Source organism: Candidatus Accumulibacter meliphilus (assembly GCF_036625345.1).
GTDB classification, from domain to species: domain Bacteria; phylum Pseudomonadota; class Gammaproteobacteria; order Burkholderiales; family Rhodocyclaceae; genus Accumulibacter; species Accumulibacter meliphilus.
Genome location: NZ_JAZKTZ010000003.1, coordinates 430022 through 453224 on the forward strand (window position 1 = coordinate 430022; position 23203 = coordinate 453224).

At 64.4% G+C, this 23203-nt stretch carries 21 protein-coding genes and 1 pseudogene; 9 read left to right on the forward strand and 13 right to left on the reverse strand.

The window, feature by feature from the left end:
* Window positions 1–15: 15 nt before the first annotated feature.
* Both parC and V5B40_RS08255 read right to left on the reverse strand, forming a co-directional pair.
* Window positions 16–2385, reverse strand: a complete 2370-nt coding sequence (gene parC / locus V5B40_RS08250; RefSeq protein WP_434735853.1) for a DNA topoisomerase IV subunit A — start codon at window positions 2383–2385, stop codon at window positions 16–18.
* 16 nt (window positions 2386–2401) lie between these two features.
* Window positions 2402–4286: pseudogene (locus tag V5B40_RS08255) on the reverse strand (DNA topoisomerase IV subunit B).
* 563 nt (window positions 4287–4849) lie between these two features.
* Here V5B40_RS08255 and V5B40_RS08260 point away from each other — a divergent pair.
* Entirely contained in the window at window positions 4850–5467 is a 618-nt protein-coding gene (locus V5B40_RS08260; RefSeq protein WP_332354034.1) for a PEP-CTERM sorting domain-containing protein, read from the forward strand.
* Window positions 5468–5706: 239 nt separating this feature from the next.
* Here V5B40_RS08260 and V5B40_RS08265 read toward each other — a convergent pair whose 3' ends face one another.
* Together V5B40_RS08265 and V5B40_RS08270 are read right to left on the reverse strand one after the other, a co-directional pair.
* The gene (locus V5B40_RS08265; protein WP_332354035.1) at window positions 5707–6264 is read right to left on the reverse strand and encodes a hypothetical protein; all 558 of its coding nucleotides are present in this window, start codon (window positions 6262–6264) and stop codon (window positions 5707–5709) included.
* Window positions 6265–6295: 31 nt separating this feature from the next.
* Window positions 6296–6856, reverse strand: coding sequence for a cob(I)yrinic acid a,c-diamide adenosyltransferase (locus tag V5B40_RS08270; protein WP_332354036.1), 561 nt, complete (start codon window positions 6854–6856; stop codon window positions 6296–6298).
* A gap of 151 nt (window positions 6857–7007) precedes the next feature.
* On the opposite strand from V5B40_RS08270, the gene V5B40_RS08275 reads away from it, so the two are divergent.
* A complete protein-coding gene (locus V5B40_RS08275; RefSeq protein WP_332354037.1) occupies window positions 7008–8240 on the forward strand; it encodes a CaiB/BaiF CoA transferase family protein in 1233 nt (410 codons plus the stop codon).
* 42 nt (window positions 8241–8282) lie between these two features.
* Here the strand turns inward: V5B40_RS08275 and V5B40_RS08280 are convergent, their stop codons facing one another.
* Window positions 8283–9143, reverse strand: a complete 861-nt coding sequence (locus V5B40_RS08280) for a DUF6920 family protein (RefSeq protein WP_332354038.1) — start codon at window positions 9141–9143, stop codon at window positions 8283–8285.
* Between the two features lie 426 nt (window positions 9144–9569).
* Here V5B40_RS08280 and V5B40_RS08285 point away from each other — a divergent pair, with 426 nt between their 5' ends.
* On the forward strand, window positions 9570–10370 hold the full coding sequence (locus V5B40_RS08285) for an adenosylcobinamide-GDP ribazoletransferase (RefSeq protein WP_332354039.1): 801 nt from the start codon (window positions 9570–9572) through the stop codon (window positions 10368–10370).
* On the forward strand, window positions 10355–10963 hold the full coding sequence (locus tag V5B40_RS08290; protein WP_332354040.1) for a histidine phosphatase family protein: 609 nt from the start codon (window positions 10355–10357) through the stop codon (window positions 10961–10963). The genes V5B40_RS08285 and V5B40_RS08290 overlap by 16 nt, the downstream gene beginning before the upstream one ends.
* 37 nt (window positions 10964–11000) lie before the next feature.
* On the opposite strand, the gene xerD is transcribed toward V5B40_RS08290, so the two are convergent.
* The 3 genes from xerD to V5B40_RS08305 are packed head-to-tail and all read right to left on the reverse strand — an operon-like array spanning window position 11001 to window position 12862.
* Entirely contained in the window at window positions 11001–11915 is a 915-nt protein-coding gene (gene xerD, locus V5B40_RS08295) for a site-specific tyrosine recombinase XerD (protein WP_332354041.1), read from the reverse strand.
* Complete coding sequence (locus V5B40_RS08300) at window positions 11902–12399, reverse strand: methylated-DNA--[protein]-cysteine S-methyltransferase (RefSeq protein ID WP_332354043.1); 498 nt, start codon at window positions 12397–12399, stop codon at window positions 11902–11904. Before V5B40_RS08300 ends, xerD begins: the two co-directional genes overlap by 14 nt.
* Window positions 12368–12862, reverse strand: coding sequence for a chalcone isomerase family protein (locus tag V5B40_RS08305; protein WP_332354044.1), 495 nt, complete (start codon window positions 12860–12862; stop codon window positions 12368–12370). The genes V5B40_RS08300 and V5B40_RS08305 overlap by 32 nt, the downstream gene beginning before the upstream one ends.
* Window positions 12863–12884: 22 nt before the next feature.
* On the opposite strand from V5B40_RS08305, the gene V5B40_RS08310 reads away from it, so the two are divergent.
* Window positions 12885–13007, forward strand: a complete 123-nt coding sequence (locus V5B40_RS08310) for a hypothetical protein (protein WP_332354045.1) — start codon at window positions 12885–12887, stop codon at window positions 13005–13007.
* Between the two features lie 27 nt (window positions 13008–13034).
* On the opposite strand, the gene V5B40_RS08315 is transcribed toward V5B40_RS08310, so the two are convergent.
* On the reverse strand, window positions 13035–14291 hold the full coding sequence (locus V5B40_RS08315) for a glutamate-5-semialdehyde dehydrogenase (RefSeq protein ID WP_332354047.1): 1257 nt from the start codon (window positions 14289–14291) through the stop codon (window positions 13035–13037).
* 342 nt (window positions 14292–14633) lie between these two features.
* Here V5B40_RS08315 and V5B40_RS08320 point away from each other — a divergent pair, with 342 nt between their 5' ends.
* Window positions 14634–14888, forward strand: a complete 255-nt coding sequence (locus V5B40_RS08320) for a hypothetical protein (protein WP_332354048.1) — start codon at window positions 14634–14636, stop codon at window positions 14886–14888.
* Window positions 14889–14924: 36 nt separating this feature from the next.
* Here V5B40_RS08320 and holA read toward each other — a convergent pair whose 3' ends face one another.
* From holA to V5B40_RS08340, 4 genes are all read right to left on the reverse strand, one after another.
* A complete protein-coding gene (holA, locus tag V5B40_RS08325; protein WP_332354049.1) occupies window positions 14925–15929 on the reverse strand; it encodes a DNA polymerase III subunit delta in 1005 nt (334 codons plus the stop codon).
* 11 nt (window positions 15930–15940) lie between these two features.
* Window positions 15941–16600, reverse strand: a complete 660-nt coding sequence (gene lptE / locus V5B40_RS08330) for an LPS assembly lipoprotein LptE (RefSeq protein WP_332354050.1) — start codon at window positions 16598–16600, stop codon at window positions 15941–15943.
* A gap of 19 nt (window positions 16601–16619) precedes the next feature.
* The gene (gene leuS / locus V5B40_RS08335; RefSeq protein ID WP_332354052.1) at window positions 16620–19307 is read right to left on the reverse strand and encodes a leucine--tRNA ligase; all 2688 of its coding nucleotides are present in this window, start codon (window positions 19305–19307) and stop codon (window positions 16620–16622) included.
* Window positions 19308–19554: 247 nt separating this feature from the next.
* Entirely contained in the window at window positions 19555–19899 is a 345-nt protein-coding gene (locus V5B40_RS08340) for a hypothetical protein (RefSeq protein ID WP_332354054.1), read from the reverse strand.
* 508 nt (window positions 19900–20407) lie between these two features.
* On the opposite strand from V5B40_RS08340, the gene V5B40_RS08345 reads away from it, so the two are divergent.
* Genes V5B40_RS08345 through V5B40_RS08355 form a run of 3 tightly spaced genes read left to right on the forward strand, consistent with a single transcriptional unit; the run spans window position 20408 to window position 23203 of the window.
* Window positions 20408–20662 (forward strand): PqqD family protein, encoded by a 255-nt coding sequence (locus V5B40_RS08345; protein ID WP_332354056.1) that lies wholly within the window; start codon window positions 20408–20410, stop codon window positions 20660–20662.
* Window positions 20659–21771: an ATP-grasp domain-containing protein gene (locus V5B40_RS08350; RefSeq protein WP_332354058.1), complete on the forward strand. Its 1113-nt coding sequence runs from the start codon at window positions 20659–20661 to the stop codon at window positions 21769–21771. Before V5B40_RS08345 ends, V5B40_RS08350 begins: the two co-directional genes overlap by 4 nt.
* Window positions 21772–21790: 19 nt before the next feature.
* Window positions 21791–23203, forward strand: coding sequence for an alanine racemase (locus V5B40_RS08355; RefSeq protein ID WP_332354060.1), 1413 nt, complete (start codon window positions 21791–21793; stop codon window positions 23201–23203).

Here is a 23203-nt window from a genome sequence, read left to right on the forward strand (position 1 = left end):
CTCCTTGGCCATCAATCACTCCGGATAGGCCTCCAGTGTCACGTTAGTGATCTGCCCCACCGGCGAACCACGGCGGGCGCGCTGGCTAACGTGGCGATCTTCGGAAAGCAGCGTCTTGGCCCGGCTGCGCGCCGTTCCCCTGATTGTCACCCGCGCTCCCCGGGTGAGCACCACCGCGCGCAGCGATTCGTCGCCGTGCAGGCCGATGATCTGGACGCCCTTGCCGCTGCTCAGGCGCTTCATCTGCTCGAGCGGGAAAATCAGCAGGCGGCCGTCTTCCGAAAGTGCCGCCAGATGATCCTGGCTACTGATCCGCAGCAGCGGCAGAATCGTCGCCCCGTCTTCGACGGCGAGGAAAGCCTTGCCCGCCTTCTGCCGCGACAGCAGATCCCCATACTTGCAGATGAAGCCATAGCCCGAAGTCTTGGCGATCAGCAATTGCTCGTCGGGCCGGCCAGTGATGACATGCGCGATCCTGCCACTACCCAGCTCGACGAAGGACGACAGGGGCGCGCCCATGCCACGACCGTCGGGCAGGCTGGCCACGGCGACGGTGAAGGCGCGGCCCTCGGTGGAGATGATCACCAGCGAGTCGACCGAACGACATTCCTGCGCCGAGCCGGCACGGTCGCCGTCCTTGAACACCACTCCCGAGAGATCCAGGCCATGCCCCTGCCTGACCCGTGCCCAGCCTTTCTCGGAAATGATCACTGTCACCGGCTCGTCGGCGACGGTCGCCGCTTCCGCACGCGAAGCCGTCGCTGCGGTTTCGATGATCGTCCGCCGCGCGTCACCATGTTTCTCGGCGTCAGCCTTGATTTCCCGGATCACCTGCCGGCGTAGCAGCGCGTCGCTGCCGAGCAGCTTGAGCAAGCCTTCGCGTTCACCGCGCAGCTTGGCCAGTTCCTGCTCGATGCGAATTCCCTCCAGCCGCGCCAATTGGCGCAGGCGGATTTCGAGGATGTCCTCGGCCTGCCGATCCGAGAGGATGAAACGTGCGATCAGCGCTGCCTTCGGGTCGTCGGATTCGCGGATGATGCGGATCACTTCGTCGATGTTCAGGAAGACGATGTGCCGGCCTTCGAGAATATGGATACGGTCGTCGGCTTTGTGCAGGCGGTACTCGGTGCGCCGGTAGACCGTCCGCAGACGGAAAGTACACCACTCACCGATCAGGTCGACCAGCGATTTCTGGCACGGCCGGCCGTCGATGCCGACCGCCACCAGGTTGATCGGCGCCGAGGTTTCGAGGCTGGTATGCGCGAGCAGCATGGCCACGAAGTCCTGGCGGTCGATGCGCGAACTGCTCGGTTCGAAAACCAGCCGGATGTCGTCATCCTTGCCCGATTCGTCGCGTGCGCGGTCGAGCTGCGAGGCCATCAGCGTCTTCAGCTGCGCCACCGACTGCTCGACGGCTTTCTTGCCCGGCCGCGGCTGCGGGTTGAGCAGGACGCCGATTTCGGAGAGCACCTTGGCCGATGACACACCCGGTGGCAGCTCGGTGAACACCAGTTGCCAGGCGCCGCGCGCCATTTCTTCGATCACGTAGCGCGCCCGCACGCGCAGGCTGCCGCGGCCACTGCGATAAGCGGCGGCAATATCGGCGGGCGGAGAAATGATCTGGCCGCCGCCCGGATAATCGGGTCCTGGCACCAGTTCCAGCAGTTCGTCGACGCCAGCGGCGGGATGCTCGATCTTGTAGATGGCCGCCGCGGCGACCTCGCGCAGGTTGTGCGCCGGCATTTCGGTGGCCATGCCGACGGCGATTCCCGAAGCACCGTTGAGCAGCAGGAAAGGCAGGCGCGCCGGCAGGAAGGCCGGTTCTTCGAAGGAGCCGTCGTAGTTGGGCAGGAAATCGACCGTGCCTTCGCCCAGTTCGCCAAGCAGCAGCTCGGCGATCGGCGTCAGGCGCGCTTCGGTGTAGCGCATCGCCGCCGCGTTGTCGCCATCGCGCGAACCGAAATTGCCCTGCCCGTCGACCAGCGGATAGCGCAACATGAACGGCTGCGCGACGCGCACCATCGCGTCGTAGGCCGAGGTGTCACCATGCGGGTGGTACTTGCCGATGACGTCGCCAACGACACGTGCCGACTTGACCGGCTTGGCGGTCGCCGACAGCCCGAGTTCACGCATCGCAAACAGCACCCGGCGCTGCACCGGCTTCAGCCCGTCCTTGACGTCCGGCAGCGCACGGCCCTTGACGACGGCGATCGCGTATTCGAGGTAGTCACGCGCCGCCGAGTCGTGCAGCAGGATGCTGTCGTCACCGTTACCGCCATCGCCATCGACAAGCGCCGGCGGTGCGCCAGCACCTGGCGGCAGCGGTGGCGACACTTCCGTCGGCGGTGTTTCGGCAAACAGGTCTGGCGTTGAATCGTCCTTGATCACGTTCAGCTCACCCTCAAATTTCGGCGCCGATCAAGGCGCCGTTGTCTTCCATCCACGCCCGCCGACCCGCGGACTCGCTCTTGCCCATCAACATGTGCATCACCGGCTTGGCCTCCGCGCTGCCCGGCATGCGGATGCACATCAGGCGCCGCGTATCGGGCGACATCGTCGTTTCCCAGAGTTGCTCGGGATTCATTTCGCCGAGGCCCTTGAAGCGCGAGATGGCGACCGCATCCGGCTTGATGCCTTCGAGTCGCAGCCGATCGAGGGTCGCCGCGCGTTCGTCGCTATCGAGCGCGTACAACTTGCGTGGCGGGCGATTCTTGCCCTGGCCGGGAACATCGAGGCGAAACAGCGGCGGTTGCGCAAAATACAGATGGCCGCTGGCGATCAGCTTCGGAAAATGACGGTAGAAAAGCGTGCACAGCAGGACGCGGATGTGCGAGCCATCGACGTCGGCGTCGGTCATGATCACCACCTTGCCGTAACGCAGATTGTTCAATACCGCGTCGGGCGCGCTCGCCGGATGCGGATCGATGCCCAGGGCGACCGCAATGTCATGCACCTCGCGGTTGGCGAACAGGCTGCCGGCATCGACCTCCCAGGTATTCAGCACCTTGCCGCGCAAGGGCAGGATCGCCTGCAGTTCCTTGTCGCGCCCGGATTTCGCCGAACCGCCGGCAGAGTCGCCTTCGACGAGAAAAATCTCGTTGCGGCGCGTGTCCTCGCTCTGGCAATCGGAAAGCTTGCCGGGCAGGATGGCCACTCCCGACTGCTTGCGTTTCTCGACTTTCTGGCCGGCACGCGTACGCGCCTGCGCGGCACGGATGGCCAGGTCGGTGATCTTCTTCGCGGCATCCGGATGTTCGTTTAGCCACAGCTCCAGCGGATCGCGCAGCATGCGTGCCACCAGCGCCACCGCGTCGCGCGAGTTCAGGCGCTCCTTGGTCTGTCCCTGAAACGAGGGATCGAGCATGCGCACCGCGAGCACGAAGCTGGCTCGTGAAAAGACGTCTTCGGCCGCCAGTTTGACGCCCTTGGGCAGCAGCGCGTGGTGATCGGCGAAACTTTTCACCGCATCCAGCGTCGCCTGCCGCAGACCGGCCTCGTGCGTACCGCCGGAGGGTGTCGGAATCAGGTTGACGTAGGACTCGCGCGCCAGGCTGCCGTCGGCGGTCCAGCAGATCGCCCAGGCCGCACCCGAACCGACCGGAAAATTCTCGTCGCCCTTGGGCGCGTACTTCTCGCCATTGAACACCGGCGCGACCATTTCGCCTTCGATCTGCTCGCTCAGGTACTGCAGCATGCCATCGGCGAAACACCATTCAGTCGTCGCGCCGCCCTCGACGCTCAGCGACACCTGCAAACCGGGCAGTAGCAGTGCCTTGCTGCGCAGCAGACGTTCAAGCTGCGGCAGCGGGATCAGCGGCGAGTCGAAAAAACTCGCATCCGGCCAGGCGCGCAGGCGCGTGCCGCTGGCTTCTCTTGGGTGCATCGCCGAGCCGCTGCAGCGGCTCGATTACGTTCCCGCCGGCAAAAGCCATGCGATGCCGCCCGCCATCGCGCACCACCTCGACTTCGAGCCGCGTCGACAGCGCGTTGGTCACCGAGACGCCAACGCCGTGCAGGCCACCCGAGAAGCGATACGCCGATTCGCGCTCGTCCTTGTTGAACTTGCCGCCGGCGTGCAGCCGGGTGAACACCACTTCGACCGTCGGCACCTGTTCGAGCGGGTGAATCTCGACCGGAATACCCCGTCCGTCATCCTCGACGCTGACCGACTGGTCGGCATGCAGGGTCACCGTGATGCGCTTGCAGAAGCCGCCCAGCGCCTCGTCGGCGGCATTGTCGATTGCCTCCTGAATGATATGCAGGGGGCAATCGATGCGCGTGTACATCCCGGGACGATGGCGCACCGGCTCCAGCCCCTTGAGAACGGCGATCGATTCTGCGGTGTAGCTCATTACCTTGATTTCTCCAGCAGGCCGCCCCGGCGCAGTTCGCGGGCGGTCAGGGACGCTTGTCCGGGGTTTCTAGCAGCCTCAGCCGGCATCGCTGCAGTCGACGCTGGCAATGGCGGCAGCCTGCCACGAACCCGGCCGAGGCGTATTCGAGAACACCAGAACGAAACCTGGCGCGTCAGTTTACCGAGGTCCGGAGTGTACTACCGAATACTTGCCAAGCGATCGATATGACCGGCGATCGCTTGCGCCAGGGTGAGCTGCAGACTTCGGATCCTTCGCTCGCCGCGAGGGAGAAGATGTGCGAGCCGCCGATACTGACTGTCGGAATTTTTTACACACGCGCGTCCCACCAAGACTAGATTTATCACATGTGATTGCTGTAATGCGATTTTTTATAGATGGCACACAACTTGCTTTAAGTTAACTGCGCCACCCTTTTCCCGGAAATGCTCACTTGTCGTCCGGCTATCAATCCAGAACCTCTCAAGGAGAGAACCATGAATTCTCGGTCACTCATTGCTGCGCTCGTCGCCGGCATTACTTCATGCGCAATCGTCCCACAGGCGACGGCTGCGACCATCGTCGCGGACACCGTTCTTGACTACTTCGACTCTGGCACCGGGCCGATGGCGGGTCCTTACGGCGGGACATTTCCGGGAACTTACCCCGTTGCCGTGCCGCTTAGCTATGCAACGGACGGTAACGAAAGCACCTTCGTCTCACTGCCTACACGTTCCTTTTTAACGCTTGGATTCGGTACCGGTTACGTGTTCGACGGTCCCGGACTTGACCTGTTCGTTTCAGAAGTTGGTGGTGCCAGTGAAACCGCCGACGTGTTCATCTCATCGGATTTCGGTGGCACGTTCACATTCCTCGGCGTGGCCACGACCGCGACAGTCAGCGGATTTGACTTCGCCAGCATCGGTTATACGAGCAATGTCAACGCCGTCAAGGTCGTCGGCCTTGATGCCTTTGGTGGTTCGCCGGGATTTGATCTCGCCTTCGTTAAAGGTCTCGAAGGCAGCAGCGTCGTGATTCCGGAACCCGCAACCATGGCTCTCTTGAGCCTCGGCCTCCTCGGTATCGCGGCTTCAGCGCGTCGTCGCAAAAGTTAAGTCACAGCTCCGGAACGGGGTTAGCGCGGGAAGGGGGCAACTCCGACCTGCGAACACGCTCGGCCAAACCCCAGGATCACGAGAGCAAACTGACTCGAATCTCGGCAGGCCCGTCAACGCCTCTGATCGCCGGGTGACTGCCCAGGGAAAGCCGACTCAACTGCGCAAAACGACGGCGCTGCGATTGACCGGAGGCGGCTTTCCTCCCCGCCACTCTCATAGTGTTGCACCTTGCCGCCCTAGGCCAGTTCGCCCAGCCAGGCATCGCGCGGCAGATCGTCAGTCCCCGGGAAAATCACGAAGCGCGTAATGGTGGCCGGATTCATCAGTCCGACGCCGCCCTGCGCCAGTCGGTAGTTCATCACCGGGCGGTCGAGGAAGCTGGTCAGATTCATCAGGCGCTCGGCGAGCGCGGCCTTGCGCACGCCTTCGGCAAGCGTATGCAGGACGTGCCCGCCGGTGAAGAAGAAATCGATGCGCACCTTGAAGCGCTCACCTTCGAACCAGCCGCTAAATGGCTCCGCGAGTTGCTCGGGCGTCAGCACGGTGAGCTGCAGCTTGAGCGGACTCGCCACGTAGACGCTCAGGTCTTTCGCTGCTGCAAATTCAAGACAGGCGATCGACGCCCGCGCGAAGACCTCGGTCTGCGCTTCCGAGCCGACAATCAGCGGTTTGCCCGCGAACATCTGGCTGCTGCGTCGGAGACTATCGAGAGTCTGCTCGATAGCGGCCTCGTCAGTCTGCAAAAAGCGCCGCGCACTGTTGGCCGTTGTGATGACTGTAATCCCGATCGCCATGTTGCCCCCTCAAATAAGTGAACTCCGGCGTTCAGTCGCCGCCGCGATTCCTGCCCTGCACCCACAGCACGTCGCTGCTACCGGCCGCCTTGTTCAGCGCACGACCGAGGACGAACATCAGGTCCGACAAGCGATTCAGATACTTGCGCGCAAAGTCGGAGACCTGCTCGGTCGCCGCCAGATGAACGATCTGGCGCTCGGCGCGACGACAGACGGTGCGCGCCAGATGCGCGAAAGCAGCGGCCCGAGTGCCACCCGGGAGAATGAAGTCCTTGAGCGGCAAGAGATCCTCGTTGAATTGCTCGACCAGCGCTTCGAGTCGAGTGATCTGCGCCTCGCCGATCGTGCTCGTTCCCGGCATGCACAGTTCGCCGCCGAGATCGAAGAGGTCGTGCTGGATGCGGGTCAAGGCGTTGCGGATCGGGTCCGGCATGTCCTCGGCCAAGAGCAGGCCGATGACTGAATTGAGCTCGTCGACCTGGCCCATGGTCTCGATTCTCAAGCTGTCCTTGGCCACCCGGCTACCGTCGCCGAGGCCGGTGGTGCCGGCGTCGCCGGTGCGAGTAACGATTTTCGAGAGGCGATTGCCCATGCTGACTTTCCTGATCAAAATAAGGGCGATTATAGCTGAAGGAAATCTCGTGACCGCTCGATCGCTGAGCGTTGAGCAGCGCACGCTGGTATTCGAGGAAAGCTGAGCGGACTTTTGTCGAGCGCAGCACACAAGGAGGAGCTTCATACGCATGACAACATCGAGCAAACCCCTGCGCGGCCTCAAGGTCATCGAACTCGGCAGCCTGATCGCCGGGCCCTTCGCGGCGCGGATCATGGCCGAGTTCGGTGCCGAAGTGATCAAGATCGAGTCGCCCGCTGGCGGCGACCCCTTGCGCAAGTGGCGCAAACTCTACGAAGGCACCTCGCTGTGGTGGTACGTGCAGTCGCGCAACAAGAAGTCGGTGAGCATCAATCTCAAGCATCCTGCTGGCCGCGAGATCGTTCATAAGCTGGTCGCCGAGGCCGATATCGTCGTCGAGAACTTCCGCCCCGGCGTCCTCGAAAAACTCGGCCTGGGCTGGGAAACGCTTGCAGCCATCAACCCCGGCCTGATCATGCTGCGTCTCTCGGGCTTTGGCCAGAGCGGACCTCTGGCGCAACAACCCGGTTTCGGCGCCATCGGCGAATCGATGGGCGGGCTGCGTTACGTCACCGGCTTCCCCGATCGTCCACCGGTCAAGACGGGTATTTCGATCGGCGACTCGATCGCCGCGCTGTGGGGAGTGATCGGCACGCTGATGGCCCTGCGTCACAAGGAGCTCAGCGGTGGCCAGGGGCAGGTCGTCGATGTCGCTCTCTACGAGGCGGTCTTCGCGATGATGGAGTCGCTGCTGCCGGAGTTCGACGTTTTCGGTTTCGTCCGCGAACGGACTGGCAACATCATGCCCGGCATCACGCCGTCGAACACACACTCGACGCAGGACGGCAAACACGTCGCCATCGGCGCCAATGGCGATGCGATATTCAAACGGCTGATGCGGGCCATCGGCCGTGACGATCTGGCGGAGGACGAGGAACTGGCCGACAACGCTGGTCGCGACGCGCGCCGCGACGAACTGTACGCAGCCATTGACAGCTGGGTGGCGGCGCACGACGAAGCCAGCGTGCTGCACACGCTGGCCGCCGCGGACGTGCCCGCCTCACGCGTATACTCGGCCGCCGACATCGTTGCCGACCCGCAGTACCTGGCCCGGCAAATGATCGAGACCGCCATCCTGCCGGGCGGCAAGTCGTTCAAAATCCCGGGCATCGTTCCGAAACTGTCGGCGACGCCGGGAAGTACCGAATGGCTGGGACCGGCACTCGGCGAGCATACCGAGGAGACGCTGCAGCAGCTCGGCTACGCCGCCGACGCGATCGGTGCCTTGCGTGACGCCGGCACCGTCTTGCTCGGCGCACCGGGCTTGCCGCGCGAGTCCTGAACCGCGCGCCCGCAGTCCCGGCTTGCGCACGCTGAGGCTTGCTTACACAAACTCGTAGTCGATCCGTCCGATGCGCGCCCGCCAGTAAGGGCGTGGCCCCCCCGACATCAGCCAGCGCGCCTCGCCGCACATCGGGATGGTCATCCCCTCGCGCTGTTGGTAGTCGGACCACAGCCCCTCCCACGGCGACACTACGAGCTTGCCGTTCAGCGTACGACCACGTGCCTCGGCGCGAACCGATTCAATCAGTCCATCTTCGTTGAAGCCAAACAACAGGCTGGCGCTGACCTCGCCATCTTTCAAGGTGGCCGTCGCGGAATGTTGGTCGACCGCTTGCCACTGCACCCCCTGGCTGGGCAGGAGGGCGGTCGGATAGCAGGCGGCTTCGGCCAGAAAGCGCATCAACTCGTCGCGCGCGATATCGCCCTTCCCCTGCCGCCTGGCCAGCGAGGTCAGCCCGAACAGGGCCGGATGAAGAGTTCCTTCGCCCGCCACGTAGGCGTCGTGCACATGCACCGTCAGCCCCGGAATGAGCGTCACCCGCCCATCCCAGACGAAGCCCGGCGGACGGGCAATCACTCGCTCGCCGGAGGTAAATGCCTTCCACCGGTCAGCACCGCTATCGGCGATATTGAAGCTGCCCGCGTGCTCGATTCTGACCGCGCCGAGCATCGGCTGACCGGCCGTCAAGGCGACGCGAAAATAGCGCTGCACGGGATCGGGCAAACCGCTCAGCTCGCGCAGCTCGAAGCGTGCCGGCAGCACGGTTTGCCGGCCGGCGACAAGCCGTGACTGCAGCGCGCGGGTCAGAAAAGCCCAGCGTGCGGCGCCAAGCATCGAGACCCCGACGTAAGCCAGCACCGACAGGAAAACGACTGTCAGCAGCGTTTCCATCCATTCCATTCCGATCCCCTCCTTTTCGTCGATTCCGCCGCGAATGGCGGTCGATCTTCGCAAGATTCATCTGCGCGGCCCGGTGCAGGATCCGCAAACTCGGACGCACGCCAGGCATTATGCCATCAAGCTGACGCCCGCAAGGCCTGCGTCGTCGGGCGCGAATGCACAAATGCACGAATGCGAGCAGCCGAAGCGGACAGTTTCCGCTTCGTCACGCCCTCATCGGCAGGCAGAAAAAGCTAGAGCAATCGCTTGACCCGAGCATATCGGTATAACATCGGGCACCGCGTTAACGGTCATGACATGTCGAGACACCCCTGATCATGAAAGTCATGACCGCCCCCCTTCGCCCGGCCCTTCTCCCGCGAGGGGAGAAGGGAGTTTCGTGAGTCGCATACGCCACTTTCACATTAACCGACAGATCGACGACCCATGCCAGACAACAAAGAGAACCTCCCCGCCACCGTGAAACAGCGCTTCAGCCTGAAGCGCGAGCTGGAGTATTTCTTCGCCGCCCTGCGCTTTTTCACGCGCCTGCCGGTGCCGAAATGGGTCGGCCACAGCAGCGAAGCGCTCGATCGCGCGGCGCGCTATTTTCCGGCCGTGGGGCTGCTGGTCGGCGCCATCGCCGCGCTGGTGTTCATCGTCGCCAGCCAGATCTGGCCAATGACCCTGGCGGTGCTGGCGGCAATCGCCAGCAGCATCTATCTGACTGGCGCCTTTCACGAAGACGGCTGGAGCGATATGGTCGACGGTTTTGGCGGCGGCTGGGAGAAGGCGCAGATCCTGAGCATCATGAAGGACTCACGGATCGGCAGCTTTGGTGCCGTGGCCCTGGTCGTGCTGCTGCTGGCCCGCTTTCTGGCGCTGGTCGAGTTCGACCCGCTGATCATTCCGATGGTATTGCTCGCCGGTCACACGCTTTCGCGCTTTGCCTCGACGACGCTTTTGCGCGCCCTCGACTACGTTCGCGACGAGGGCAAGGCGAAGCCGCTGGCAACGCGCATCGGCTGGCGCGAGCTGGGCTTCGCGGCACTCACCGCGCTGCTGCCGCTGCTCCTGCTGCCGCCCTTCGAGGCTTTCCTTGGCTGCCTCTTCGCGGCCCTGGCGACGTTCTGGCTGGCGCGCATGTTCCGGCGCCAGATCGGCGGCTACACCGGCGACTGCCTCGGCGCCACGCAGCAACTCGCCGAAGTCGCCTTCTACGCCGGGCTGCTGTGCAGGTTTTCCTGATCCGCCATCCGCGCCCCCTGCTCGAGAGCGGCGTCTGCTATGGCCAGCTCGACGTCGAAGGCGAAGATCCACGGCCGCTGGCCAGGCGCTTGCGCTCGTTTCTGCCGGCCGATACGGCAGTCGTCGCCAGCCCCCTGCGGCGCGCCCTTGGCCTCGCCAAAGCCCTGGATAGGCAAGCGCGGGTCGATGCGCGGCTGATGGAGATCGACTTCGGCGCATGGGAAGGCCAGCGCTGGAGCGACATCGACCGCCGCTTGCTCGACCAGTGGGCCACCGATGTCTTGCACTTCGCCCCGCCCGGCGGCGAATCGGCAGCGCTGCTGCAGGCACGCGTCGTCGACTGCGTGAACAGCCTGTGCGCCGAGCCTGCAAAGCGCCTGGCGCTGGTCACGCACGCTGGCGCCATCCGCGCCGCGCTCGGCTACTGGCTGCAACTGCCGATCGGCCAGTGGAGCCGGTTGCCGCTTGCCTTTGGCAGTATCTCCCTGCTCGAGATCGATGCCCCGGCAGGCCTTCAGCGGGCGGCAGGCCGGCAGGGAGAGGCACTGCGCGAAGCTACGCCGCCCGCGCAACTGCGCTATCTCAACCACTGAGCGGCAGCAGCCGTGCGGCGTCTCGTCAGACCGCCGCTCAACCGCGCGGATGATGCTGCGCGTGCAGGCTCTTCAGCCGTTCGCGGGCGACATGGGTATAGATTTGCGTCGTCGAGATGTCCGAATGGCCGAGCAGCAGCTGCACGACACGCAGATCGGCGCCGTGATTGAGCAGGTGCGTGGCGAAGGCGTGGCGGAGCACGTGTGGCGACAGCCGCGCCGGATCCATGCCGGCGTGCAGCGCGTAGCGCTTGATCAGTTGCCAGAACGCCTGCCGGCTCATCGCCGCACCACGGCTGGTAAGGAAGAGGTCGTCGCTCTGCCGTCCATTGAGCAGCGCCGGCCGGCCATTGGCCAGATGGCGGCGCAGCCAGTCGCCGGCCACTTCGCCAAGCGGCACGATGCGCTCCTTGCTGCCTTTACCGAAGACGCGCAGCACGCCCATGTCGAGATTGACTTCGTACACCTTCAGGCCGACCAGCTCGGAGACGCGCAGGCCGGTCGCATAGAGGGTTTCGAGCATCGCCCGATCGCGCTCGCCGAGCAGGCTCTCGGTCGGCGGCGCCGCGAGCAGGCGATCGACCTGCAGCTCGGAAAGCACTTTCGGCAGCCGCGACGGCTGCACCGGCATGGCGATCTTCAGCGTCGGATCGCTGCTGCGCAGACCACGCGCGAGGAGGTGGCGATAGAAGCGGCGCAAGGTGGACAGGTAGCGCGCCTGCGAAGAGGCACGCAGCGTTTGCGAGAGCGTGGCGACGAAGCGCATCAGGGTCGCCTCGTCGATCGCACACAGACTGCCGAGACGCTGCTCGGCAAGCCAGGCGGCGAGTTGCAGGAGATCGCTGCGATAGCTGGCCAGCGAAGCTTTGGCCAAACCGTCTTCAAGCCACAGCGTGTCGCAGAAAGCTTCGATCTCGGCGAGATCGGCAGGCTCGGCGTCAGCAGCCTTCATGCGCCAGCAGCCAGCGCTTGACGTCGAGCAGGAAACCGCCATTCTGGCGCGCAAAACCGCCCAGCCCGCCGCCGGCCGCGAGAACGCGATGGCAGGGAACGATCACCGGAAAGGGATTCGCGCCGCAAGCCTGGCCAACGGCCCGCGGCGCGTTGTGCAGCGCCTTGGCAATCTCGCCGTAGGCACGCGTCTGGTGCGTCGGGATGGCCGCGATCTGCTGCCAGACGCGACGCTGGAAGAAGGTCCCCGAGGGGCGCAAGGGCAGACCGAAAACGAACTCCGCATCGGCCAGGTAGGCGGCGAGCTGGCGCACGGTCTCGGCAGCCAGCGCGTTTTTCGGCGCCACTTCAGGGCTCGGCGGCAGGAAAACAATGCGCTGCACTTCGTCGTCGTCGCAGCGCACACCCAGGCAGAATCCGGGCGCGGCGATCAGCGCCTGGTAGTCAGGGCCATCACCCGACACGCGCGCAGCAATCGCCGTCACTCAGGAGGCCTTGCCGAGTAGCGCCTGTTTCAAGATCGTCCTGTACCGGCTTGTTGCCCAGCCAGATCCTGAGCAGCGCCCGATAGAAATCCTCGCCGGCAATATCCTTTCCTTGCGCCTGCCCGTTGACCGTCAGGCGGGTACCGCTCGCCGGCAGCCAGTCGATCAGGATACTGGTCCCGGTCTTCGCTTCGCCGATCGCCAGCATGAGGTCGGAAAGCTGCTTCAGGCGGTCCTTCAGGCCGGCCATTTCGGCTTCGGAATGGTTGTTGGCCATGCCTTCCTGCAGCGCCTCGACGAACTGCTGGGCGGTGAGGTCGCGCAACAGCGTAATGGCAATCCGCTTGCCGCCCTTGGCCGCCAGAACCGCCTCGCTGTCGCCGCTTTTCTGGGGCAAATAGAGCGCCATGGCATAGATCTGGAAGAAGACCTTCTTGCGCAGGCCGGCACCATTGACCAGCAACTCGCCGTTGCCGACCTTGGTCTTGATCGTCGAACTTGACGCCGGCTACTTCGACGGCGGTCGCCAATTGGCAGAATTGGCAGAACAGGGCGGCCATCGCCGCCAGCAGCAGTTTTTTCATCACCTCATGCCTCCTTGCCATTAGCACTTGATCGATTCTCCAGGACCTCGGTCAGGCACGCACCTCGCCGTTGCCGAGAACAATCCACTTCTGGCAGGTCAGCCCTTCGAGGCCGACCGGTCCGCGCGCGTGGATTTTGTCGGTCGAAATGCCGATTTCGGCACCGAGACCGTATTCGAAGCCATCCGCGAAGCGCGTCGAGGCATTGACCATCACCGACGCCGAATCGACTTCGCGCAGGAAACGCATCGCCGCCGTGTAGTTTTCGCTGACGATGGCGTCGGTGTGATGCGAGCCGTAGGCATTGATATGTTCGATGGCTTCGTCGAGTCCGGCGACCACCTTGACCGAGATGATCGGCGCCAGGTATTCGCTGGCGTAATCTTCCTCACTCGCCGGCCATGCCGTGGTGACGATGGCCAGCGTTTCCGGGCAACCGCGAAGCTCGACACCGCGCTCGGTCAACATGGCGCCAATCAGCGGCAGCAGATCGGCGGCAACGGAACGCGCCAGCAGCAGCGACTCGGCGGTGTTGCAGGTACCGTAGCGCTGCGTCTTGGCGTTTTCGATGATCTGCAGCGCTTTCTCCGGATCGGCGTGATCATCGACATAGACGTGGCAATTGCCATCCAGGTGCTGGATCATCGGCACCCGCGACTCAGCCAGCAAGCGCGAGATCAGCCCCTTGCCGCCACGCGGAACGATGACATCCACGTACTCGCGCATGGTGATCAGATGACCGACGGCCGCGCGGTCGGTGGTGTCTATCACCTGTACGGCGCTTGGCGGCAGTCCGGCACTGGCCAGCCCCGCATGGACCAGGGCGGCAATTGCCCGGTTACTGCGGATGGCTTCCGAGCCACCGCGCAGGATCGCCGCGTTTCCCGACTTCAGGCACAGCGCGGCGGCGTCGGCGGTGACGTTCGGGCGGGCCTCGTAGATGATGCCGACAACGCCCAGCGGTACCCGCATACGGCCCACCTGGATGCCACTCGGGCGGAACTTGAGGCCACTGACCTCGCCGACCGGGTCGTCCAGCGCAGCGACCTGCTCGACGCCTTCGGCCATCGCCGCAATGCCTTTTTCCGAAAGTGTCAGGCGGTCGAGCAGCGCGGGTTCGAGGCCGGCAGCGATGGCGGCGGCCAGATCCTCGCGATTGGCGGCGACCAGAACACTGGCCTCGCGGCGAATGGCCGCGGCGATCGCGCGCAGTGCGCTGTTCTTGGCGTTGCTGTCGGCACGCGCCATGGCCCGCGACGCCGCGCGCGCCTGCTGGCCAACGCTATGGATGTACTGCTCTATGCTCATGAGGCTTTCCAGAATTGCAGAGGGGCCGATAAATGCTCAATAAACGTTCAAAAAGCGCGCCAGAAAGCTGGCGACGCAGAAACCTGGAAACGTTAGAAACTTTCACCAGGCCGCGGGCTGGCCTTTGCCGCCCCGCCGACAAGACCATGCGGAGCGAAAAGGCTGGCATTGTTGCAGTGCAGCGAGGACAATGCCAGCGTGAAGGCCAGCGCGAAGTCGGTCAACTGCCGTTTGCGATCAAGTTGCGATTATAGGCATCGACGGTGCGCCAGGGTCAAGGGAACCACCGCAAAGAATTACACTCAGAGGGCTATTCCTCCCTCTCAACTACCTGCGTCGATCATGAAACGAAAACTCATTTTGCCAACGGAAGTGAAAGTTTGCGCCACCTGCAGTTACTGGGATGGAGAGCGCAAGGTCGATAGCGAAATGCAGCTGGTCGTCGTCAGCGAAAGCTGCGTCGGCGAGTGTCTGGTGCGGAGCAAAGCGTCGCCCAGCCTCACCGAGGCCAGCACAGAAAGCCAGGATTGCCTCTGGGAGCACCTGGCGCCGGACGAAGTCGCTCCCGGCGAGCTGGAAGGCGGCAGCGCCGCCTGAAATGGCAAGGGTGCCCGTCTCTCGGGCCGAAGGGTTTCAGGCAACAGCGATGTTCAGACCAAGACGCAGGAACTCGTTCCACACGTCGCCGCTGGCCAGGCCCTTGATCATGCGGTCGATGCGCGCCGCCTGCGCCAGCGCCGCCCTCGCCCGCCCGCCGTTCACCCGCTGCAATGCCTTTCTGATCTGCCCCTGGCGAGCGCCCCAGACGCGGGCCTCCTTCAACAGCTCGGGCAGCGGCTGACGCGCCTCGAGACCGGCGTTGATCTGGGCCAGGGCGCGCACCTCCTCGGTCATTGCCCAAAGCACCAGCGGCGGCGCCTCACCCTCCTGCTGCAGACCATCGATGGTGCGCGTCAGGCGCAGCACATCACCCGCCAGCATCGCTTCACGCAGGCCGTCGAGGTCGTAGCGGGCGACGTTGAGCACCGCCTCGCGAATCTGCTCGAGGCGCAGCGCACCCGACGGGTAAAGGATTTCGAGTTTGAGAATTTCCTGATGCGCGGCCAGCAAATTGCCTTCGACGCGCTCGGCAATGAAGCGCAGACCGGCCGCATCGGCGCTTTGCTGCTGACGCGCGAGACGAGCAGCGAGCCAGGCCGGCAGCTCGGCAAGCCCGGGCGGGATCAGTTTGACGACCGCCCCGGCGGCAGCCACCGCGCCGACCCAGGCGGCCTTCTCCTCGCGCCAGTCGGCGCCGGTCATGGTCACCAGCAGCAGCGCATCCGGCGACGGACGCGCGCAGTAGGCCTGTAGCGCGGCACCGCCGTCGCGCCCCGGCTTGCCGGCCGGCAGACGCAGATCGATCAGCTTGCGCCCGGCGAACAAGGACATGCTGCCGGCGGCCTGGTAGAGATCGTTCCAGTTGAAAGCGCTGCCGGCAACCAGCACTTCGCGTTCGTCGAAGCCCGCCTGGCGCGCCGCGGCGCGGATCGCGTCGGCCGCTTCGATGACCAGCAAGGGCTCGTCACCATAGACCAGATAGACCGGCTTGAGCTCGCGCTGGAGCTGCGCCGCGAGATGTTCGCCCTTGAGCTGCATGGGGCTCGCCGCTATCTGGCTAGCGCTGGCTTGGCGGGCGTGGCCCCATTCACCGCATCCACCGCACCCACCGCATTCGCATCCACCGGCTTGACCGGCACGGCCGCTTCCCCTGGCTGCGCTGGAGCGCCCGGCTCGCCCGCCGGCACCGGTTTGCCTGCCGCCAGGCGGCGCATCAACTGGTGCACCAGGTCGTTCTCCATGTCGCGCCAGAGCAGCACCTCTTCCTGCTGTTTGGCGAGCACGTTGGAGTCGTCGTAGGTCAGGTCGCGGACCAGTTCGATGGTCCCTGGCGCGACCAGATCGCGGCCCTTGGCGTCGACCACGCGGTAGGGATACAGGTAGCGCAAGCGCAGTTCGCTGACCCGGCCGGTGCCGGAAACCGACAGGATGATGCGGTCGCGATACTCGGTGCCAGGCTGAAAAGTCGCCTGCGCGCCGCTCGGGACAAGTGCCAGACGCGTCGTCGCCGAGGAACGAATGGCGCGCCGCAGATCGGCGCCGACCACCGAATATTCAGGCATCGCCAGGTAAATACTCTCGTAGGGCAAAGAGTAGGAGCCGCGCAACTGGAAACCGCAAGCGGCAAGCAGGGTGAGCATCGCCAGGAAGAGCGCACGCGTGGCGACACGAGCAGGGGCCCGCAAAATGGGCGGCAGCGCCAGGCGCATCGGAGTCTCCCTCAAGCTTTCAAGCGACGATGTTGACCAGGCGGCCGGGAACGACGATCAGCTTTTTCGGCGCGGCACCGGCCAAATGCCTGGCGGCCGCTGCGCAGGCCAGCGCGGCAGCTTCGATGCTTGCCCGGTCGGCACCTGCCGGCACCCGCAGGCTGCCGCGCAGCTTGCCGTTTATCTGCAGCATGAGCTCGATTTCATCCTGCACCAGGGCCTCTGCGTCGGGCTCCGGAAAAGCTTGCGTGCTGGCCGTGCAGCCGGGCCGCAGCGCCGCAAACAGCGCCTCGCAGACGTGCGGCACGATCGGGTTGAGCATCAGCACCACCGCTTCCAGCGTTTCCTGCCTGACGGCGCGCACGACGGCCGATTTTCCGGCGGGTTCTCCGACCGTTTCGCCGACCGTTTCGCCGACCGTTTCGCCGCTCACCCGGTTATAGCCGTTGAGCAACTCCATAACCGCCGCAATCGCGGTATTGAACTGTTTGCGGCGGCCATAATCGTCGGCAACCTTGCCGATCGTCTGGTGCAACTGGCGACGCAAGGCCTTCAGTTCCGGCGACATTTCGCCGCGTTCCGCAGCGCCGATCGGCAGAACAGGGCCCGCCGAAACGTGCTCGAAGACGATTCGCCACAAGCGCTTGAGAAAACGGAAGCCACCCTCGACGCCGGCATCCGACCACTCCAGCGACTGGTCAGGCGGGCTGGCGAACATGATGAACAGGCGCGCCGTATCGGCGCCGAACTGATCGATCAGCGACTGCGGATCGACGCCATTGTTCTTCGACTTGGACATTTTCTCGATGCCGCCGACGCTCACCGGCAGGCCATCGGCGCGCAGCGTGGCGCCGCTGGCGCGACCGCGTTCGTCATGCACGGCATCGACCTCGGCGGGGTTGATCCACTGTTTCTTGCCGTTGGCGTCCTCGCGGTAGAACGTCGGCGCGACGACCATGCCCTGAGTCAGGAGATGGGCAAAAGGCTCACCGAGCAAGTCCGTGCCCGGCGAGGCCTCGCCGAACAGCCCGACGTCGCGCATCAGCTTGGTCCAGAAGCGGGCGTAGAGCAGGTGCAGAATGGCGTGTTCGATGCCACCGATGTACTGGTCGATGCCCCCCTGGCACCAGTAGGCGACGCGCTCGTCGACCATCGCCTGGTCGTTGTCCGGACAACAATAGCGCAGGAAGTACCACGAGGACTCGACAAAAGTGTCCATGGTGTCGGTTTCGCGCCGCGCCGGCTGGCCACATTTCGGGCAGCTGCAGGCGTAAAACTCGGGCATCGCACTCAAAGGCGAGCCGGCGCCGGTGATGGTCACGTTTTCCGGCAGGACCACCGGCAGGTCGGCATCGGGAACCGGCACCTCGCCGCAGCTGGGGCAGTGAATGATCGGGATCGGGCAGCCCCAGTAGCGCTGCCGCGAAATGCCCCAGTCACGCAGCCGGAACTGGACTTTCTTCTCGCCCAGGCCCTTGGCCGCCAGATCGGCGGCGATGGCGTCGACCGCAGCGGCGCAGTCCAGACCATCGTACTTGCCGGAGTTGACGCAACTGGCGCGCTGCTTGTCGGCGTACCACTCCTGCCAGCCGTCGAGCGAGAAAGTCTCGCCAGGCACGGTGATGACCTGTTTGATCGCCAGGCCGTACTTCCGGGCAAAAGCGAAGTCGCGTTCGTCGTGCGCCGGAACGGCCATCACTGCGCCGTCGCCGTAGCTCATCAGCACGTAGTTGCCGATCCACACTTCGATCTGCTCGCCGCTCAGCGGATGGCTGACGTAGATGCCGGTCGGCATGCCCTTCTTGTCCATCGTCGCCAGGTCGGCTTCCGCGACTCCACCACGCTTGCATTCCTCGACGAAAGCGGCGATCTGCGGATCGCGCGCCGCCGCGTAGCTGGCCAGCGGATGCTCGGCGGCGACGGCACAGAAAGTGACGCCCATGATGGTGTCGGCACGGGTGGTGAACACCCACAACTGCCCGGGCTCGCCGTCCAGCTCGTAGGGAAAGGCGAAGCGCACGCCGGTGCTCTTGCCGATCCAGTTCTTCTGCATCAGGCGCACCTGCTCGGGCCAGCCTTCGAGCTGCTCGAGATCGGCGAGCAGCTCCTCCGCGTAGGCGGTGATCTTCATGTAGTACATCGGGATTTCGCGCTTTTCGATCAGCGCCCCCGAGCGCCAGCCACGCCCGTCGATGACCTGCTCGTTGGCGAGCACGGTCTGGTCGACCGGGTCCCAGTTCACCGTTCCCAGGCGCTGGTAGATCAGACCTTTCTCGTACAGACGGGTGAACAGCCACTGCTCCCAGCGGTAGTACTCGGGCGTGCACGTGGCGATCTCGCGCTGCCAGTCGATGGCGAAACCCAGCCGCTTGAGCTGGGTCCGCATGTAGTCGATGTTGGCGTAGGTCCATTGCGCTGGCGGGACATTGTTCTGGATCGCCGCGTTCTCGGCCGGCATCCCGAAAGCATCCCAGCCCATCGGCTGCAGGACGTTGTAGCCGAGCATGCCGTGGAAGCGCGCCAGGACGTCGCCGATGGTGTAGTTGCGCACGTGCCCCATGTGCAATTTGCCGGACGGATAGGGGAACATCGACAGGCAGTAGTACTTCGGCCGGCTCGGATCCTCGATGGCACGCGCTGCGCCGCTGTCGTTCCAGAATTGCTGAGCGGCTAGTTCAACGTCCGCGGGCTGATACTTTTCCTGCATGGCCAGTAGGGGTCCGGAAATAGGCTGAAGCGCGAATTATACGCATAGTACGCATAGGCGCCTGGCCCTGCTCCGCTGCCGCACCAGCCTCTTGCGGGCGACGCGGCATCTGCCGGGCGACCGACTCTAGAGCCTGGTGCAGCAAACGAGTATGCAGAACGGCAACGGCGAGACGACGCGCAAGGGGTGCCGGAGGGGAAGGAAAAACCGGCGAGGGGGGCGAGTGGCGTAGCGCCGCTCAAGCCATTTAGACGGCCGGCCCCTGGACGTGCAGCATCCTGTTGATTCCTGACTGAAAGAGCCTGGTGACGTTCTGTACGGCAAGCAGGTGCATGCTCGACATGCGGCTCTGGTGACGCCACAGCCAGAAGACACAGTTCACGCCGGGCGTCTCGCGCACCAGAACGGAATTCCCCTCGGCTTCGGAAAGATCGATGAAACGTTCCACGGCTAGGCGGTAGTAATCCGAACTGTCGCAGCGGCCGGTCATTTCCTCGGCTTCTCCGGCCGCACGGCGCCACAGCTTGAGTGCCAGATCTTCGCTGATACCGGTCTTGTGGGCGACCCACGGTAGAATTTTTGGTGCTTTCATGGTCTTGCTCCTGAGAATCTGGGGATGCCAGGCGCTGTCAGCTTGCGACCGAAACCTCATGAGATCGGCCATGTTGCAACGCAGCATCATTATAAGCAATTCCCCCAGCAGAAAGTTGAGGGTTTCTTCTAATTGTCTCGCTCAAGCCATCGGATGAAGCTCCCGTTGTGGTCCAAATCCAACACAGTTGATGCAACGCGGAGCAGACTTCCACGTGCAAAGCGGTGCAGGCAAGCAGGGTTTTTCTACCGCACCGCAACATCCGCTGCTCTTTGATCCGACTCCAGCTTAGCAGCGCCGCCGCCGGGTCAACGTGCATAAGTGCACAGCACGGCAGAATGCGCCGGGATCTTGAGCCCCCCGGCCTTGCCCTCGGCTGAAAGCGCCCGCGACACCAGCCACTCATCCCAGCTTCCTCCCAGATTTCTCCCCGGCGCTTACCAGATCGCTTTTCAGAATGGCTTCCATGGCTGGCGAACAACGCCAGCACTCATCCGAGGAGAACAAAATGGAAACCCCGGCAACAAGAATCAGCCACCTCAAGGCGCTTGTCCTGAACGCCGACGGCCATGCCTTCGATACCCGAACGGGAAGAAGCTACCGCCTCAATCCGCCCGCCCAGGTCGCGCTGCTGATGATGCAGGACGGCAAGTCGCGGCCGGCGATCATCGCCGCACTGGTCGCTCTTTGCGAGCAGCCAAGCGCCGTCGTCGAAAGCGGTGTCGATGGCTTTTTCAAGCAGATGGCGAGCTACGTATCATGAGCCGCGCCGCCGAACAGCAGCACTGGCTGGGCTGGAATGTGGCCATCACCGGCATCAACGCCCGGCCCGACAGTCCCGGCCCGGGCTGTGCAGTAGCCCGCTGCCTGCGCCACACGACCGGCTTTCGCGGACGCATCGTCGGCCTCGCCTACGCGACGCTCGATGCCGGGCTCTACCTGCGCGAAAGCTGCGACAGCGGGCATCTGTTGCCCTACCCGGCAAGCGGCTCGACGGCCTTGCTCGAACGACTCGACGAAGTGCTGTGCCGGGATCGCATCGACGCCCTACTGCCCTGCCTCGACGCCGAACTTCCCAACTTCATGGCCATCGAAGAGCCGCTCAAGCAGCGCGGCATCCGCCTCCTGCTGCCACAGCGGCTGCAACTTCGCCGCCGCGACAAGGACCGCCTGCCCGCTCTTTGTGCCGACGCCGGTGTCGCCACGCCGGCCGTCCGTCGCCTCACCGACGAGGGCTTTTTCGACCATTGCGGGGCCGAGGGATGGCCTTTTCCGCTACTGATCAAGAGCGTTTTCTACGACGCCTGGATCGTTCATTCGGCGCCCGAAGCCCGCCAGCGCTACCGACAGGTGGTCGCCACCTGGGGCTACCCGGTGCTGATCCAGAAATTAGTGCACGGCGACGAGGTCAATCTCACGGCCCTGGGCGACGGCAGCGGCGCAATGATCGGCGAAGTGATGATCCGCAAGCAGGCGGTCACCGACAAAGGCAAGGCCTGGGCCGGCGTCGCCATTGACGACCCGGAACTGCAGGAGGCCGGGCGTCGCTTGTTCCACAGCCTCAAGTGGCGCGGTCCGCTCGAACTCGAAATGCTTCGCGACGCCGCCGGCACTCTGCAGTTGATCGAAATCAATCCGCGCTTTCCGGCCTGGATCTATCTCAGCCACGGCGTTGGCCGCAACCTGCCGGCTGCTCTGCTCGCCATGATGAATGGCGCGCTGCCCGAACAGCTCGATCTGGCGCCGCCACGCCCGGGCACCAGCTTCATCCGTCACGCCCAGGAAACGATCGTCAGCCTCGATGAAATCGCCACCCTCGCGGCAAGCGGCAGCACCCTGCGTGCCTGCGCCCCCGCCAGCCTCGCCGCCTGAAGCACACAAGGAGAAAAGGATGCACAAGATGACCTGGGAAACGCCGCGCATCGCGCCCGTGGAACTGCAATCGCTGAACAGCTTCGGGCGCCGCCGCAGCAGTGCCGACAGCCAGTCGGAGATCGATGGCGTGCCCCTGGCGACGCTGGTCGAGCGCTACGGCTCGCCGCTCTATGTCACTTCCGAGCAACGCCTGCGCGCCAATATCCAGCGCATCCGCCAGGCTTTTACCGCGCGTTACGCGCAGGTGATTCACGGCTGGTCGTACAAGACCAACTACAACGGCGCGGTCTGCTCCATCCTCCACCAGGAAGGCTCCTGGGCCGAAGTGGTGTCGCGCTTCGAGTACGAGAAGGCGCGCGCGCTTGGTGTGCCGGGAGAGCACATCGTCTTCAATGGCCCGAACAAGCAGCGCCCGATTCTCGAACGAGCGATTGCCGAAGGCGCGCTGATCCACGTCGACCATGCTGACGAACTGGCGCTGATCGAAAGCATCGGCGAAGAACGCCGCGAGTGCGTTCCGGTGACGCTGCGCCTCAATTTCGAAACCGGTTACAGCGAGCCCTGGAGCCGCTTCGGCTTCAATCTCGAAAGCGGCGCGGCCCGCGCCGCGATCAGCAAGGTCAAGACCAGCGCCCATTTGCGCATGAACGGCCTGCATTGCCACATCGGCACCTTCATCCTCGATCCGCGCGCCTACGCCGCGGCGGTAACGACGTTGTGCACGCTGGCCGAGGAGATCGAAGCCGACGGCACGCGCCTGAGCTACCTCGATATTGGCGGCGGACTGCCGTCCTGCAACGCCCTTCAAGGCATCTACCTGCCGCCAGAGCAGGCCACGCCGGATATCGAGGAATATGCCGAAGCCATCTGCAGTGCTTTCCTGGCAGGAACGGCTTACCGACTCGAGCGCGGTGATCAGCGCCCGACACTGATTTTCGAAAGCGGCCGCGCGGTCATCGACGACGCGCAGAGCCTGATCACCTCGGTGGTCGGTCGCAAGGAAACCGCCGACGGCCGCCCGGCCGCCATTCTCGACGCCGGCCTGAATGCCCTCTTTACCGCGCTATGGTACGACCACCCGGTCAAGCTCGCGTCGCCAGCGCGCGGCGAGCCGCGCGATACCGTGCTCTACGGGCCGCTGTGCATGAACATCGACGTGCTACGGCACTCGGTGCAACTGCCGCCGCTGGCGCTTGGCGACCTGCTGCTGATCGCACCGGTCGGCGCCTACAACACCACCCAGTCGATGCAGTTCATCGAATACCGTCCGGCGGTGGTGTTGATCCACGGCGACCGTGAAGTCAGCCTGATCCGTGCCGCGGAAGATCTCGAGATCGTCTGCGCCCCGGAACGACTACCGGCGCATCTGGCGCAAGCCGTAGCGGCAAGCGGCGCCCGCGTCGTTCCGCTGCGCATGGCGGGAGGCTGA